The sequence below is a fragment of the Ignatzschineria sp. LJL83 genome, from assembly GCF_054871845.1.
The window spans coordinates 42,018-58,293 of the sequence record NZ_JBTXLY010000011.1 but is presented as its reverse complement, the minus strand read 5'-3'; the positions used below and the strand labels follow the sequence as shown (position 1 = coordinate 58,293).

Genomic DNA, 16,276 nt, shown 5'->3' with positions numbered 1-16,276 from the left:
TATATAAAGGAACTATATAAAGAATTATATAAAAACTTATACAGACAACTTATAAGAAGCTTCAAGAAGAAGCAATATTAAGAGATTAATACAAGAATTGAAATCAGTGTTCTAAATATTCAGAACGCCGATATAAAAACATAGAAAAATGTAGAGTTAGGGATTTCCCTGAATCATCTAATCGAAGATAGGAATTAGTAGAGTATGCAACAACAGAGAGATATTTTTGTCACAAATGCACTGCCATTTGCCAATGGTGATATTCATCTTGGGCATCTTTTAGGATATGCACAAGCCGATATTTGGGTGCGTTTTCAGCGAATGCTTGGAAATAATGTCTACTATATCTGTGCAGATGATACGCACGGTACTCCTATCATGCTTAAAGCAGATCAATTAGGCATTACGCCGGAAGAATTGATTGCAAAAGCACATGCAGCGCATCTTCATGACTTTGATCGCTTTCATATCGATTTTGATAACTACTACACAACGCATTCCAAAGAGAACCAAGCGCTCGTTGAAGAGATCTATTTAGCACTGCAAGCCAATGATTTAATCGAAACTAAAACGATTGAACAGTTCTATGATGAAGAACGCAAAATGTTCTTGCCGGACCGCTTTATTAAAGGCGAATGTCCGAAATGTCATGCGAAAGATCAATACGGCGATAACTGTGAATCATGTGGCGCGACATATCGTCCGACAGAATTGATTAATCCATTCTCTGCAGTGACTGGAAAAACGCCGGTAATGCGCCCATCTGAGCATTTCTTCTTTAAACTTTCAGATCCTCGTTGTGTGGAATTCCTTCGTGAGTTCTTGGAAGATAAAGCAAGACTTCAGCCGGAAGCAGCGAACAAAATGCGTGAATGGATTGGCGAAGAAGGAGATTGTAAGCTCTCTGATTGGGATATTTCTCGTGATGCACCTTACTTTGGTTTCCCAATTCCGAATGCCGAAAATAAATATTTCTACGTTTGGTTAGATGCGCCGATTGGCTACTTTGGATCATTTAAAAACTATTGTGATCGAGTGGGCAATGTTGATTTTGAGAGCTTTGTGAAGAAAGATAAAGCCGCAACTGCTGGTACTGAAATGGTGCATTTTATCGGAAAAGATATCATGTATTTCCATACGCTTTTCTGGCCGGCAATGCTCAATTTCTCAGGTCATCGTGTCCCTTCGCAATATGCAATTAACGGCTTCTTAACGGTAGATGGTTCAAAAATGAGTAAATCTCGTGGAACCTTTATCACGGCAGATTCCTATTTAGATCAAAAGCTCGATCCTGAATGGCTTCGTTACTATTTTGCAGCAAAATCTAATGGTGCAATTGATGACTTTGACTTAAACCTCGATGACTTCGTGAATCGTGTGAACGCCGATTTAGTTGGGAAATATGTCAACATTGCTTCAAGAACTAGTCGCTTTATTGCCAAAGACTTTAACAATGAGCTTGGAAATATCGCACCAGAATCAGAAGCTTTACTTGCATCTATTATTGATCGTGCGGCAACGATTAAAGAAGGTTATGAAAACCGTAACTTCTCATTAGCACTTCGTGAAATTTCAGCAGCATGTGATGATGTGAATGAGCATTTTGACCAAATGAAACCTTGGGAAATTGCGAAAGATGAATCAAAACGTCAATTACTTCATGATCTTTGTACAGGATATTTAGAAGCATTTAGATTGTTATCGCTCTACTTAAAACCTGTATTACCCATTGTTGCCGGCAAAGTAGAAGCATTTTTAAATATTGAACCGCTCTCATTTGAAGCATTGACGAATCGTTTAACGAAAGGTCATACCATTGCTGATTATGAGCATTTGATGACACGTTTAAATCGTAAAGATTTAGATAAACTCATTGATGCGAATAAAGAGGCATTGGGCGTTGTGCGTAATGATGCGGCAGCTTCTAAAAAGGCAGATAATGTGAAGAAAGAAGCGAAAGTGGAAGCATCAACAGCAACAGATTCAGGTGAATATATCTCGATTGATGATTTCAGCAAACTAGATCTTCGTTTAGGAAAAGTTTTATCATGTGATTTCATTGAAGGCGCTGATAAACTCCTGACTTTCCAAATTGATTTAGGCGAAGAGAAGCCAAGAACGATTTTCTCCGGCATTCGTAAATTCTATGAAGATCCTGCAAAATTAGTAGGAACTTCAGTGATTGTTGTGGCAAACCTTGCGCCGAGAAAAATGCGTTTTGGTGTGAGCGAAGGGATGATTCTTTCAGCTTCTACAAAAGAAGATTTAACACTCTTAACAACATTAGGCGAATTAGCACCGGGCGCAAAAATTTCTTAAATTGCTTGAACTTGAAAAGGATGGTTTTAAGATCGTCCTTTTTAAATATAGATCGTGATTCATCGAGTTTGTTGAATGAATTTGATGAATAGAAATGAGAAACGGATTCAAACTTTCAAAGGGTTTGAATCCGTTTTTGTTTTTGTAGAATGAATCTAGAAGTAACTACCCTATTTTTCACATTATAATTAGGAGATATTTCAATAAATTGACCTTCGTTTTAACATAGATAACCTTTTGGTTTAATTTATAGAATTTTTGGAAGAATATTGTTTCAAAAAGAAAGGATTTATATTATTGTCATGAAGTTGCTTGAAAATTAATAACTTAGAAGGATGGCTTATTTTATGACGATTGCTACAGAGCCCATAAAGAAAAAAGGATTTCTAAATGCCGTAGAGCGTTTTGGGAACACGATGCCGAGCGTCACGATGCTCTTTGTTTACGCATTAGTAATTTGTTGGATTCTCTCTTTTGCACTTTCATTTATCAATTTTGATTACTATCTTCCTTCCCATGAGGCCGGCGTTGCCCCGCAAAAAATTGAAGTTTTAAATATGTTTAATTATGAACGTATTGTGAAATTTTTAACGTCGATGGTACAAAACTTCATGAATTTCCCACCTCTTGGCATCACGATAGTCGCCACATTAGGGATTGGAATTGCAGAACATAGTGGATTTATTAATACGGCTCTTAAGAAAATGCTCGGATTTATCTCCCCGAGATTTTTAACGCCAACGGTGGCATTTGTAGCAGTTTTAGCACACATTGTATCGGACTCTGCTTATGTGATTTTAATGCCGGTATCGGCACTCATGTTCTATGCAAAAGGTCGACATCCACTTGCCGGAATTTCTACGGCATTTGCAGGATTAGCGGGAGGTTTTAGTGCAAGCTTTATGCCTTCAAAAATTGATCCGATTATGCAAAGTTTTACTCAGGAAGCCGCAAGGATTGTACATCCTACTTATGATGTAAACGTTCTCGCTAACTATTTTTTAAGCTTTGGAAGTACTTTTGGGGTTATTTTAGTATGTTGGTTTATTACCGAAAAAGTCGTGGAACCTTGGCTTAATAAAAATTGCCCCATTGATAGTCAATTATCAAAAGAAGAAACAGAAGAGCTTTCTGTGATTACCCCAGCAGATCATACAGGATTCAGATGGGCTGGATTATCCGTATTGATGATGATCGTAATATTAACGCTATTATTATGGCCGGAGAGCTCACCGCTTCGTGCACCTGATGGTAGTATGACAAGTTCACAAGCCGGTATTATGCAGATGATTGTGCCACTGATTTTTCTATTCTTTGCGATTCCTGGCGTTATTTTTGGGGTTATTACGAAGTCATTTACTTCAAGTAATGATATCGTAAAAGCGATGGAACAGATTATGAAATCGCTCATTCCATTTATTGTATTTGCTTTCTTTGCAGCGCAATTTCTCTATTCATTTAATGTCTCAAACATCGGTAAGCTCATAGCACTTGCCGGAGCAGATCTATTAACCACCCTGAAATTCCCCTCTGAGCTCACTATTTTATTTGTCATTGGGCTTGTAGGCATTGTGAATATTTTGATTACTTCCGCAACTTCTAAATGGGCAATTATGGCTCCGGTATTGGTGCCGATGTTGATGGCTGTTGGAATTTCTCCAGAATTAACACAAGCAGCATTTAGAATTAGTGATTCTGCGGTAAACGTTGCAACGCCAATGTTTCCATTTTATCCATTAATTATTATGTACTGTGCAAGGTATTATACAAAAGCAGGTGTCGGAACACTGTGTTCAATGATGATTCCTTATACTGCGGGTTTATTCCTTGTTTTAACCGCAACATTATATCTTTTCTGGTGGTTGAATATTCCACTTGGATTCGAAAGTGTGTACACGATTCCTGTAAATGTTCCTTCTCCTTAAAGCATCATTTTAAAGGGATTGAGGATCATAAGGTTTTAGAATATCGTAGATTGAATATCATGAAAATAGTTCACTCGAAGGGAGTTTGATATGTCATTAGGACACGCATTAACAACGAGATTTTTTAAGTATTTAGCCATTGAAAGCCAAAGTGATGCTGCTTCTGCCACCATTCCTTCAACGTTAAGTCAATGGAATATGGTTCGGCTTTTAGCAGAAGAGTTGAAAGCATATGGTTTGGAAGATATTCATATTGATGAACATAGTGTTTTAACGGCATTTCGACCTGGAACGATTAAAAACGTTCCAACAATGGGATTTATCACGCATGTAGACACTGTCGATGTCGGGCTTTCTCCTAATATTTACCCACAAGTATTGCGTTATGAAGGGAAAGATCTTTGCTTAAATTCAGAAGAAGATATTTGGTTTAAACGAGCTGAACATCCGGAAGCGGAGCGTTATATTGGGGAAGAGATTATTTTCAGTGATGGTACGAGTGTATTAGGTGCTGATAACAAAGCCGCTGTTACTTGTGTGATGGAGTTATTAAAAGAACTTTCTGAAACCAATATGGATTGTGGCGATCTATATGTTGCCTTTGTTCCGGATGAAGAAATTGGGCTTAGGGGCGCAAAAATCATGGATTTAGATCGCTTTAAAGTGGATTTTGCATACACAATTGATTGCTGTGAAGAGGGAGAAGTGGTTTATGAAACCTTTAATGCCGGATCTGCCAAAATTAAAATTGAAGGCGTAACTGCTCATCCTATGTCGGCAAAAGGAGTGCTTGTGAATCCCCTTCGAGTGGCCCATGATTTAATGGATTGTTTCGATCGCTTAGATACGCCGGAACATACTGAAGATCGAGATGGTTACTTTTGGATTACGGCATTAAATGGTACGCCGAATGATGCGGTAATGAATATTAATATTCGAGATTTTGATAAGGCGAGTTATGAAACTCGTAAAAAGCATATTGAAGAATCTGTTGCACTGATTGCAAAAATGCATCCGAGCGCCAAAATCACTTGCGATATTACGGATGTATATAGCAATATTAAAGATTCGATGGGCGAGGATCAAACAGCACTTGATCTCCTTTTTGCTTCTTTTAAAGCTCTCGATATCGAACCGAATGTGATTCCAATGCGCGGTGGAACAGATGGTTCTGCACTTTCAACACGTGGGATATTCACACCAAATTACTTTACAGGCGCATTGAATTTTCATTCTCGATTTGAGTTTCTACCGATCTCTGCCTTTGAGAAAAGTTACGAGGTTACGAAAAAAATCGTAGAGCTTGTGAGCCAGTATCAAAAGTAATCCCCAATTTCTGTGGATAAGTTTTGTGATAACGAAAGCGTAACTGCATAAAACATGAAAGAGCCCTGCATTTTACAGGGCTCTTCGTTTTTGTGATGAGGAATTGTGCAATCTGATTGATGCTCTGTTATTCGGCAAACACATTACGAACACGAATATGAATAAAGAGCGCTAAAACAAGGAGGAAGAAGAGCGCTGAAAAAAGTGCCATCAGATAGATAATCGAAATGCCGGAGAAGCTCACAAGTCCGCCGAAGATAAAGAGAGCGATCATCATAAAGCAGTTTTCAAAGAGGTTTTGGATGGCAACTGCTGTTCCGGTGCTTTTCAGTTTTCCGCCTTGCTCTTGCAGAAGCGCATTTAAGGGAATGAGAAAAATACCGCCACACATTCCGATGAAGAGAAGTGTTGCATACGCTAAATAGAGGTTTTCTTGAATGAGGAAGAGGATCACGGCAATGCTCATGCCAATTCCGGCCCAAAGGCTGAGTTTAATATTCTTTTGCGTAATCGTGATGGCGGCAATGGCAGAACCTAGAATAATGCCGATGCCGACAATTAAACTCAGTTCTGAAACTTTCTCTGTACCTTCGCCCAATACATCTCGTACCCAATCGTTGAGGAGCAGTTTTAAAACGGCAACACCGCACCAGAAAAGGCTCGTTCCTAAAATCGCAAAACGCGCTTTTTTATCGGAAAGGAGACGCTTTAAAACGATGATAAATTTTCGGGTAATTTTTCGAGGTTTAAAACCATCGTGGCGTTTTGGTGTGATTTTGGGAATAAAGAGGTTAAAGATTAAGGCTAAAAGAAATGCCGAGAAAGCGAGAAGAAGCGCATAGAAGAGATTGCTTTCCGCCAATATTCCCCCAAGCGCTGAGCCAAGCAAAATAGCAACGATGGTGGAACCCTCAATTAAACCATTGGCTTTAATCAGCAGTTTATTTGAAACAAGTTCGCTTAAAATCCCAAATTTTGCCGGCGAATAAACGGCGGCACCAAAGCCGACAATGGCATAACAGACGAAAGGATTAATATTGGCAAACAAGAGCGAAATGCCGAGAATTTTAATGCCGTTACCAATGAGTAACACTCGTCCTTTTGAGATATTATCGGCAATATGCCCAACAAAAGGCGCAAGCAGAATATAAAAGAGAGCGAAGGTTCCTTGCAAAATATAAGTGCCTTCTTTCCCAAAACTCCCTTGGCTAATCAGCTCCATTAATGCAAAAAAGAGCGCATTATCGGCAAATGCCGAGAAAAACTGGGCATTTAATACGGTAATAATCCCGCGATTAAAGAGCTTTTCTTGAGGAATATCAGAATGAGAATGGATCGTTTGGGTATTCATTTTATTGACTCAAATAGCATTAAGAGAAACCGATGTACTGCGGTAGAGAAAGTTTGCACTCATTTAAAGATAGTGCGTCCGCAGTATATCCACAATTATAGAATTATGCTTTATTCTGATTTACAGAATCACTTTCTAATAATTCTGTTAAAGCTTGATAATTCACTTTGCCGGAACCCAATCTTGGCAACTCTTTCACAACTCGAACATCTCGGCTAATGGCGAGTTCTGGAATTCCGAGAGATTTTGCAGTTTGGGTTAATGTTCTGCGATCTGTTTCAGCGCACGTTGTGAAAATCACAATCGCTTCTCCTTTGCTCTGATCTTCTCTTGTAACGGCAGCATGTTGAAATTCAGGATATGTTTCTCTAAAAATTCTTTCGGCAGTTTCTAAAGCAACCATTTCGCCGGCAATTTTTGCGAAACGTTTTGCGCGTCCTTCCACTACTAAAAAGCCATCTTCATCAATAGAGACAATATCGCCGGTATCGTACCAACCGTCATTTTGTTCGATATCGGAATTATCTAAAATACCGGGATTATCATAGAGAAGATACCCTTTCATGAGGTTGTTGCCTTTTACCATTAAACGCCCGCCTTTTTCGATGCCTTCTACCGGCATTAATTTTGCTTCCATGCCGGGAAGAAGCTTGCCGATGGTTTGTTCTTTATAATCCATTGGCACGTTGATGGAAACAACGGGCGCGCATTCTGTTGCGCCGTAACCTTCTAAAATACGAATGCCGAACTTCTCTTGCCATGTTTGTTTCACGGTATCGCTCAGCTTTTCAGCGCCGGCAACCACATAACGAAGGGACGCAAAATCCACAGGATTGGCATATCTTGCATAGTTTTGAAGGAATGTGGAAGTGCCGAAGAAAACCGTTGCTTGCATATCGTAGATCATTTCCGGAATCACGCGATAATGAAGTGGCGATGGATAGAAGAATGCTTTTGCGCCTGACAAAATTGCCGTAAACATACCGGCAGTTAAGCCAAATGCGTGGAATAACGGAAGCGCTACCATGAATCGATCTTTGGTCGTGAAATCGGCAACCGTATGAAGCTGTTCAACATTGGTTAAAATCGAGCAGTTAGAATGTACAACGCCTTTTGGTTTGCCTTCAGAACCGGATGTGAAGAGAATAATCGCTTCATCTTGCGTATCTGTTTTTGGCAGAAACTTCATTGGATTTCTTCGAGCGAGTAAAACCCATAACTTATCTTTCAGCGTAATTTCTTTCTTGAGATCTTCTAAATAGATCCACTGAATTTGTGGGAAATTCTCAGGAAAATGTTCGAGTTTTCCTTCTTTGAGGAAACGTTTAGAAGTAATAATCGTTTTGATATCGGCAGCGACAATAGCGGCATCCATACCTTCAACGCCGGCACTATAATTGAGAAGGGCGCTGACACGATGAATGGCATTGAGCGCTAAAATGGTAATCGCTGCTGCGGAAGTATTGGGAAGCAGTAAACCGATGCGATCATTCTCAGCAGTATGACGCTTGAAAACTCTAGAAAGTGCTAAAGATGCTTCGGTCAGTTTCTGATAGCTGAGCGGTTTGCGCGTAATATCTTCGATACATTCGGTATTTTTGCCAAATGCATCCCGAGCAAGCACTACGCTTTCAAAGAGAGAAGTAGGTTGAAACACATTTAAACGAGTATTCATAAGACATTCCTGAGTAAACTTTGCAAGATAATGACGAGATTGTTGTGGGGAGCTATTTGCCGGGATTTTGATATAGACCGGTGCTTCCATTACAATTCGAATTTTGGAGAAAAGACGCTGTTTCACAATGCCTTTTAAGCGGCTAAAGTGCGTTCTATCAGCACCTTCAATAAAAACAGGGATTAGCGGACGATTGGTTTTATTCGCAATAAATGCCGCGCCTTCATAAAACTTCATAAAACTGCCGGTTAAAGTGATTCTTCCTTCTGGGAAAATCGCGATACTTTCGCCGGTTTTCGCATGTTGTAAAATTGTTTTCATCGCCATAGGATGAAAAGGATCAACGGTTACGTGCGGCACAAATCGCAGAAAAGTTTTGAAATACCATCTTGCGGCAATCTCTTTATTAATGACAAAAAGCGGTTTTTGAGGGAGATATAACCCCAACAATAAACCATCTAAAAAGGATTGATGATTGCAGACAATAATGCCTTGCTGATGTCGGCTCTCTTCATTAATCTCAACTTCAATGGTGTAAAAGAGATTGAGTAGAACTCGTAAAAACCATCTCATGGGCGACTTTCCTCTATTTCTATAAATAATGTCGATCTGAATATTGTGTTTCAAATCGGTTTTAAATCTATCTTTCGACTCAAACAATTTCTTGATGAATGAAGCGTTATCATAACGATTTTTAGTGATAAATGTTTCATTTTAAGACAACTTTTGAAGCATATTATAGAAATCTTTATGAATCATTCTTAAATGAATCAACGTTTAATCAACATTTCATAAACGACCATTAAATGAAGTAATCGACCGTTAACTTTATGTAGATTAAAGCTTCTCTGAAATAGTGTCAAGTAAAAAGTAATCAATCGTTAACTTTTTCAGGCTGATTTTATGATATCTACTTGCCGGGAATCATGATTTTCACAAAGGAACATTTATTGCTATACTTTGCGTTAACGAATGTTAGCTTTATAAAGGAAACAGCATGAAATTTGATTTTTCAACGGAAGGCAGTAAATGCCGTTATTTAGAAGCAGGTTTAAGACTGTTTGCAAAAAATGGCTATGATTTAGTATCTGTGCGTGATATTTCCAAAGAAGCCGGCACATCGGAAGCTGCGCTCTATAAGCACTTTAAGAGTAAAGAAGAGATGGCGCTCTATCTCTTTAGAATCATTCTTCGCACCTACACGAAAGAGATTAAACGAATCGCACAGCAATCAGATAAAGATACCATTACAAGATTACAAGAGATGCAGCGCTATACTTATGCGCTCTATCATGCGGATTCAGACAGCGTACATTTTGCACTTCTTTCGCAATATAAATTCTGGATTAAAGTAGAAGATGAGCTAAAACCTCATTTCTGGATGCGAGATGTTTTAGTGGAAGGCATGGAAAAGGGCGAGATTGAAAATGTATCGATCTTAACGCAAGTATCGCTCTATACGGGATTAATCCTTGAACCATTGATTCAATATAATATGTTCGAAGATGCGCATGCATCATGGGATGAATTTACAGATGAAGTCACAAGAGCTGTTCACAAGTTACTTGTGAATGAAGTCACGATTTAGAGTAAATTTCAAGAAGATATTTTTAATGCATTTTTACTTGCCGGCAAGCAGTAACTAGAAGTATGCAACCATTCTTCCGGCGATGGTTCTGCTTCAAAAGCCATGCATAAGTCATTCAACAATCTATTGAAAATGATCTGTTGAAAAAGAGATTAAAAACAAAAAACGCATGATGCCTTTCAACTCATCATGCGTTTTTTCAATTTTTTCTTAATGAAAGCTATGATTTTACGTATATGATCTTACGAAACTTTCACCGTTAAAATATCACAAGGGGAATCATTAATGATGGAACCGGATGTGGAACCCAATAAAACACCTAAACCTGATCTTGTATGAGAACCCAATACTAAAAGATCTGCTTTAAGCTCTTCTGCAGCGCGAAGAATGCCTTCTTTAGTAGAAAGCGCTGAAATCACCATCGTATCTGCATCTGGAATGCCGAGTTTCATGGAAAGCTCACGCATAGATTTTTTTGCTTCGGCAATAATCTCGCTATCGGAAACTTGTGGAATGATCGGCATTAATTCATAACCGGCACTAATACTAATGCCTTCTAAAATATTGAGAAGCGTAATTTTCGCATGATTACGTTTCGCAACAACAAGCGCTTGTCTTCCGATTTTTTCAGCATCGGGGGATTGATCGACAGCGACAATAATGTGTTGATATTCTGTTTCAGACATTTTTGATATCTCCAATAATGGCGTAAATGTAATAAGCGTTTCTTATTTTATGAATTGATGACACTTCATTTCCTTATAGCAAGAGATCGAGTTTTTGGCAATTTCTATCATTTGAAAATACGACCTAGCTCGAAAAAAAGTGTACAATGCTGACACCTGTTTTTGAGTAACCTATTAAAAAAATTACAATCATGAGTAAATTAGCGAAAGAAGTTGCAAAACGTAGAACCTTTGCCATTATTGCCCATCCGGATGCCGGTAAAACCACAATGACTGAAAAGCTCCTTCTTTTTGGAGGCGCGATTAATCTTGCAGGATCGGTAAAAGGACGAAAAGCGGCACGTCATGCAACATCAGACTGGATGGAGCTTGAGCAACAACGTGGGATTTCGGTCACATCATCTGTGATGCAGTTCCCGTACCGTGATTGTATGATCAACCTTCTCGATACGCCGGGTCACCAAGACTTCTCGGAAGATACCTATCGAACATTGACGGCAGTGGATTCCGCATTAATGATGATTGACTGCGCGAACGGGGTTGAAGAGCAAACGATCAAACTTATGAATGTTTGTCGTCTTCGTGACACGCCGATTATCACGTTCATCAATAAATTAGACCGTGATGGAAAAGATCCGATCGATCTTTTAGATGAAGTTGAAGATGTTCTCAAAATCAATTGTGCGCCGGTCACATGGCCGATTGGTATGGGGCGTGATCTCAAAGGTGTTTATCATATTTTAGATGATTATATTCATCTCTATGATTCTGTGGAACGTGGTACGAAGAGCAAAGGTCGTATTGTTCAAGGATTAGATAGCAAAGAATTAGATGAAGTATTGGGCGAAGATCGTGCCAATGCATTTAGAGAAGAAGTGGAACTTGTGAAAACAGCAAGCCATGAATTTGATCTAGAAGAGTATTTAGCAGGCCGTTTAACGCCGGTATACTTTGGTTCAGCAATTACGAACTTTGGTGTTCAAGAGATGCTCGATGGCTTTGTAGAGATCGCACCATCACCGAAAAAACAAGCGACTCAAACTCGTGATGTAATGGCAGATGAAGAGCCATTAACAGGATTTGTTTTCAAAATCCAAGCGAATATGGATCCTCGCCACCGTGATAGAATCGCCTTTATGCGCGTTTGCTCGGGAAAATATACGCCGGGAATGAATGCTCGTCATGTTCGTATTGGTAAGAATATTCGTATTCCGGAAGCATTAACCTTTATGGCATCCGATCGTGGGCATCTTGAAGAAGCTTATGCCGGCGATATTATCGGGATTTATAATCACGGAACGATTCGTATCGGTGATACTTTCTCGGAAGGCGAAGAGATTAGCTTTAAAGGAATTCCCGACTTTGCGCCGGAGCTATTCCGCCGTGCAAGACTTCGTGATCCGCTTAAAATGAAACATTTAGAGCGTGGATTGCAACAGCTTTGTGAAGAAGGGGCAACACAGCTCTTCAAACCACGCCGTAACAATGATCTCATCATTGGTGCTGTGGGAATTCTACAATTTGACGTAGTAGCGCATCGCCTTAAACTTGAATATAACGTGGATTGTATTTTTGAACATGTGGATGTTTCAACGGCTCGTTGGGTTCATTCAAAAGATCCTAAGAAGTTCGATGAGTTTATCCGTAAAGCGGAAGATAACCTTGCGATTGATCATCACGGCGAATATGTCTATATCGCACCGACAAGAGTAAATCTGCATTTAGCGCAAGAGCGTTACCCAGATATTACCTTTGATGCGTATCGTGAGATTCAAGGTTAAATCAGTAGAAGAGAATACTTTTAGATCTTCTTTTAGGTTGTAAGATGATTTAGAAGGCTTCGAAAATATACAATTATTAGTAAACGGATATGAGTTATATTCATATCCGTTTTTTGATTGTCAGGGTAAAATCATTCTTCATTTCCCCATATTAATAATCTTATTGCTTATAAAAATAAGTATTTATATTTAAATTTTTATTTTAAATGATAAACTAAAATAATTATTTATAATTTAATTGTAAAGGGTGGATATGAAGAAGATAATATTAGGATCAGTGATCTCAGTTGCGGTGTTTGGAAACCTCTCTATGGCGGAAGATTTTCAACAATATATTTCAGGGAAAGCATCTGTTGTAATACTTGAAAATAAATTTTCAGGAACGGGAACGTACCAAAATAAAGAGAGTCTTGTGAATGAAATTCATCACAAGAAAAATCATACAGTTGCCGGTTTAAGATTGGCATACGGTTTTGCAATACCGGCGGGCGATAGCAAAATTCGGACAGAAATCGAATATGGATATAATGGCAAGGCAAAATTGAAAGGCGATGTAAATTATCGTATTGGGAATAACATTCCAGAAGCTAGATTGCCGTATCGTAGTGAAATCAAGTCACAGTTTGTGATGGCGAATGTTTATTATGACTTCAACACGGGCTCTGATTGGGTGCCTTATATTGGAGCAGGCTTAGGATATGCGCGGGTGAAGGCAGATAATCGTGTTGAATTTGCAGGAGAGTCAAAAACTTTGTCGAAAAGCAGTAATAACTTTGCTTGGAATGTCACGGCGGGTGTTGCTTATAACGTGACAGATAATCTCTCGATTGATGCAAGTTATCGTTATACAGATTTAGGAAAAGCAAAAACCTCAGGAGATCTGAATTTCGCAGGACAAAAGTATCATCATGAAGTACATACTAAATCTAAAGTACGCACCAATGAATTCAATATTGGAATTCGTTACATTTTCCCTGATTAATTCTTAATGTTCATGAGAGACCATTTTTCTGATGGTATCTTTTTTACAAGACATCCTTTTTGTATGGAAACCTCAAACCTTGATCAATATTGATCAGGGTTTTTTCATACTTTAGAAAAAAATCAGCTTAGATATACTAGAGAGTGTTTGAGGCGGAGTTTATGGTAGTGATCGGCTCATAAAATAATAGCTAATAAATAATGAAGGATGGTAGTTGTGGATAAAAAAGCCCAAATTTCTCTTGATAAAATCGGCACTGAAAACCGAAATCCTCGCACCGTTGAGATTGATACTTTGCCTACTTTAGAGATGGTTCAGCTGATTAATGAGGAAGATCAGGCGGTGATTCTTGCGGTAAAGGATGCTTCAAGAGAGATCGCAATTGCCATTGATGCAATTGTAACGCAACTTAAACAGGGCGGAAGATTAGTCTATATCGGCGCCGGTACTTCCGGCAGATTGGGTGTATTGGATGCTTCTGAGAGTTTGCCGACATTTGGCGTTGGCGAAGAGATGGTTATCGGTATGATTGCCGGCGGAGATCGGGCGCTTCGTCATCCTGTAGAATCTGCCGAAGATAGCGTTGATGCTGTTATTGAGGATTTGAAAGCGATCCATTTTAACGAGAAAGATATTCTCTGTGCCATTGCCTCATCGGGCAGAACGCCGTATTGTATTGCCGGCATTCAATATGCAAAATCCCTTTCGGCAAAAACCATTGGATTTGCTTGTGTTTCAGAAAGTGAGATTGGTAACATTGCGGACTTTAAAATAGAAGCGGTGGTTGGTGCGGAAGTGATTACAGGATCAACTCGAATGAAATCAGGTTCTGCGCAAAAGATGGTGTTAAATATGTTATCGACCGGCAGTATGATTCAGCTTGGGAAGGTTTATAGTAATTGGATGGTGGATGTTCGCTCGACCAATGAGAAATTGAAAGAGCGTTCCCGAAAAATGCTGATGAAGATTACAGATTGTACTTATGAGGAAGCGATTGCATTGCTACTTGAAGCTAAAGGGCATGTGAAAAGTGCAATTGTGATGAAGTTATTAGTAGTTGATTATATTCAATCTATAGTACTTTTAGAGAAATATGATGGGCATATTCGTCAGTTATTAGAAGGCGAGAAGTTACCCGATCAAACGTTGCAAGATCAAATATTGCATGATTAAGTATGGCACGGGAAAAAGAGTGATGAACTATGGTAAAACAATTGATTTTAGAGCCACAATTTGCGATTGGATTAATGACAGGAACTTCGTTAGATGGCATTGATGCGGCATTTGTGAAGCTTTCTGGTAGAGGATTGGCCACGAGATGTGAGCTATTCCATTTTTTCTCACAGCCTTTAGCGGAATCCTTAAAGCTTAAAATTCAAAAAGAATGTTATAACGAAACTTCTACCGTTGCCGGCATTTGCTCCTTAAATATGGAGCTTGGGGAATTGTATGCCGATGTTGTGGAAATCGTGCTTGCTGAAGTGAAAGCATTGCAACAAGAAATGCCGGAGAAGTTTTCGGGATTTCATGGAAAACTCGATTTTATCGCATCTCACGGACAGACGATTTATCATTTACCGCAGAAAAATGCCGTAAAAATGGGATTCACGCCATCTACTTTACAAATTGGCGATCCATCATATTTAGCATATCAACATAAAACAGATGTCTATTTTAACTTTCGAATGATGGATATCGCTGCCGGCGGAGATGGTGCGCCGTTGGTGCCTTTTACCGAATTAGTCCTGTATCAAAACTCCCATAAAAATCGATTACTTCAAAATATTGGAGGAATTGGTAATGTGACAATCATGCCGAAAAATGCCGGCATTGAAGATGTTTGGGCATTTGATACAGGTCCTGGAAATATGATGATCAATGCTGGCATGAAGCATCTATTTCAAAAAGAATATGATGAAAGTGGGGAAATCGCACAACAAGGAACATTAATAGAAGCGCTATTTTCAGAGTTAAAATCACATCCTTATCTTCAAGAAAAACCACCAAAATCCACGGGAAGAGAACTATTTGGCGAAGATTTCACACATCATTTATTGCAAAAATATTCGGCTAGAAAAGCGGAGGATATTATTCATACGTTGACCAAGTTCACGGCATTTACGATCGCAGAGAGCTATCGTCAGTTCATTTTTCCGACGCAAAATATAGAGGAAGTCATTATTAGCGGAGGGGGTGCTTATAATTTGGCACTATTGGAATATCTACAATTAGAATTGCCGGCACAAAAAATCTTAACGAATGAAGATATCGGCATTTCAAGCGATGCGAAAGAGGCAATGGCATTTGCAATTTTGGGATATCAAACGCAGTTACGGCATTTTGGAAATATCCCCAAAGCAACAGGAGCTGAGCATCCAGTTGTGATAGGTCAAGTTTGTCCTAATCCTTTTGGTATTTAATGATATTAAATACCAATTCAGTGCTTTAATAATGCTAAAATATACATTTGATAATTATTCTTTTTTGATATTATTCTTTTTTGATATTATTCTTGTTTGAGTGTATTACTCAAATAGGACGTTAGATCATTAAAGGCATTATCTGAAATTTGAAGGTATCTATTCCTGAAATAGTGGATAGGAATTTTGAATAAATATAGCTATATAAAGGCAGGAATGATCG

11 protein-coding genes are annotated in these 16,276 nt (G+C 38.9%); 8 read left to right on the top strand and 3 right to left on the bottom strand.

What is annotated here, in order from left to right:
* The first annotated feature begins 204 nt into the window (after positions 1–204).
* The 3 genes from metG (at position 205) to pepT (ending at position 5,570) form a co-directional block, all read left to right on the top strand.
* Positions 205–2,319, top strand: coding sequence for a methionine--tRNA ligase (gene metG, locus ACYSN2_RS08210; RefSeq protein WP_461749769.1), 2,115 nt, complete (start codon positions 205–207; stop codon positions 2,317–2,319).
* A 347-nt stretch (positions 2,320–2,666) separates the two neighbouring features.
* Complete coding sequence (locus ACYSN2_RS08205) at positions 2,667–4,244, top strand: AbgT family transporter (RefSeq protein WP_461749768.1); 1,578 nt, start codon at positions 2,667–2,669, stop codon at positions 4,242–4,244.
* 90 nt (positions 4,245–4,334) lie between these two features.
* Positions 4,335–5,570 (top strand): peptidase T, encoded by a 1,236-nt coding sequence (pepT, locus tag ACYSN2_RS08200; RefSeq protein ID WP_461749767.1) that lies wholly within the window; start codon positions 4,335–4,337, stop codon positions 5,568–5,570.
* Positions 5,571–5,697: 127 nt separating this feature from the next.
* Here pepT and lplT read toward each other — a convergent pair whose 3' ends face one another.
* On the bottom strand, positions 5,698–6,921 hold the full coding sequence (gene lplT / locus ACYSN2_RS08195) for a lysophospholipid transporter LplT (RefSeq protein WP_461749766.1): 1,224 nt from the start codon (positions 6,919–6,921) through the stop codon (positions 5,698–5,700).
* Positions 6,922–7,024: 103 nt separating this feature from the next.
* The gene (gene aas, locus ACYSN2_RS08190; RefSeq protein WP_461749765.1) at positions 7,025–9,169 is read right to left on the bottom strand and encodes a bifunctional acyl-ACP--phospholipid O-acyltransferase/long-chain-fatty-acid--ACP ligase; all 2,145 of its coding nucleotides are present in this window, start codon (positions 9,167–9,169) and stop codon (positions 7,025–7,027) included.
* A gap of 424 nt (positions 9,170–9,593) precedes the next feature.
* Between aas and ACYSN2_RS08185 the strand changes: the two genes are divergently transcribed.
* On the top strand, positions 9,594–10,184 hold the full coding sequence (locus ACYSN2_RS08185) for a TetR/AcrR family transcriptional regulator (protein ID WP_461749764.1): 591 nt from the start codon (positions 9,594–9,596) through the stop codon (positions 10,182–10,184).
* Positions 10,185–10,426: 242 nt separating this feature from the next.
* On the opposite strand, the gene ACYSN2_RS08180 is transcribed toward ACYSN2_RS08185, so the two are convergent.
* Entirely contained in the window at positions 10,427–10,870 is a 444-nt protein-coding gene (locus tag ACYSN2_RS08180; protein WP_461749763.1) for a universal stress protein, read from the bottom strand.
* A 191-nt stretch (positions 10,871–11,061) separates the two neighbouring features.
* Here ACYSN2_RS08180 and ACYSN2_RS08175 point away from each other — a divergent pair, with 191 nt between their 5' ends.
* The 4 genes from ACYSN2_RS08175 (at position 11,062) to anmK (ending at position 16,053) form a co-directional block, all read left to right on the top strand.
* Positions 11,062–12,651 (top strand): peptide chain release factor 3, encoded by a 1,590-nt coding sequence (locus ACYSN2_RS08175; protein WP_461749762.1) that lies wholly within the window; start codon positions 11,062–11,064, stop codon positions 12,649–12,651.
* A gap of 253 nt (positions 12,652–12,904) precedes the next feature.
* On the top strand, positions 12,905–13,633 hold the full coding sequence (locus tag ACYSN2_RS08170; RefSeq protein WP_461749761.1) for an outer membrane protein: 729 nt from the start codon (positions 12,905–12,907) through the stop codon (positions 13,631–13,633).
* Between the two features lie 207 nt (positions 13,634–13,840).
* Positions 13,841–14,806 (top strand): N-acetylmuramic acid 6-phosphate etherase, encoded by a 966-nt coding sequence (murQ, locus tag ACYSN2_RS08165; RefSeq protein ID WP_461749760.1) that lies wholly within the window; start codon positions 13,841–13,843, stop codon positions 14,804–14,806.
* A 29-nt stretch (positions 14,807–14,835) separates the two neighbouring features.
* Positions 14,836–16,053 (top strand): anhydro-N-acetylmuramic acid kinase AnmK, encoded by a 1,218-nt coding sequence (anmK, locus tag ACYSN2_RS08160; protein ID WP_461749759.1) that lies wholly within the window; start codon positions 14,836–14,838, stop codon positions 16,051–16,053.
* The last annotated feature ends 223 nt before the right edge of the window (positions 16,054–16,276 follow it).

Coding starts and splice junctions, on each gene's coding strand:
- ACYSN2_RS08180 (WP_461749763.1), bottom strand. CDS start 10,870: ATGTCTGAAACAGAATATCAACACATTATTGTCGCTGTCGATCAATCC.
- ACYSN2_RS08170 (WP_461749761.1), top strand. CDS start 12,905: ATGAAGAAGATAATATTAGGATCAGTGATCTCAGTTGCGGTGTTTGGA.
- ACYSN2_RS08175 (WP_461749762.1), top strand. CDS start 11,062: ATGAGTAAATTAGCGAAAGAAGTTGCAAAACGTAGAACCTTTGCCATT.
- lplT (WP_461749766.1), bottom strand. CDS start 6,921: ATGAATACCCAAACGATCCATTCTCATTCTGATATTCCTCAAGAAAAG.
- ACYSN2_RS08205 (WP_461749768.1), top strand. CDS start 2,667: ATGACGATTGCTACAGAGCCCATAAAGAAAAAAGGATTTCTAAATGCC.
- anmK (WP_461749759.1), top strand. CDS start 14,836: ATGGTAAAACAATTGATTTTAGAGCCACAATTTGCGATTGGATTAATG.
- murQ (WP_461749760.1), top strand. CDS start 13,841: ATGGTAGTTGTGGATAAAAAAGCCCAAATTTCTCTTGATAAAATCGGC.
- pepT (WP_461749767.1), top strand. CDS start 4,335: ATGTCATTAGGACACGCATTAACAACGAGATTTTTTAAGTATTTAGCC.
- ACYSN2_RS08185 (WP_461749764.1), top strand. CDS start 9,594: ATGAAATTTGATTTTTCAACGGAAGGCAGTAAATGCCGTTATTTAGAA.
- metG (WP_461749769.1), top strand. CDS start 205: ATGCAACAACAGAGAGATATTTTTGTCACAAATGCACTGCCATTTGCC.
- aas (WP_461749765.1), bottom strand. CDS start 9,169: ATGAGATGGTTTTTACGAGTTCTACTCAATCTCTTTTACACCATTGAA.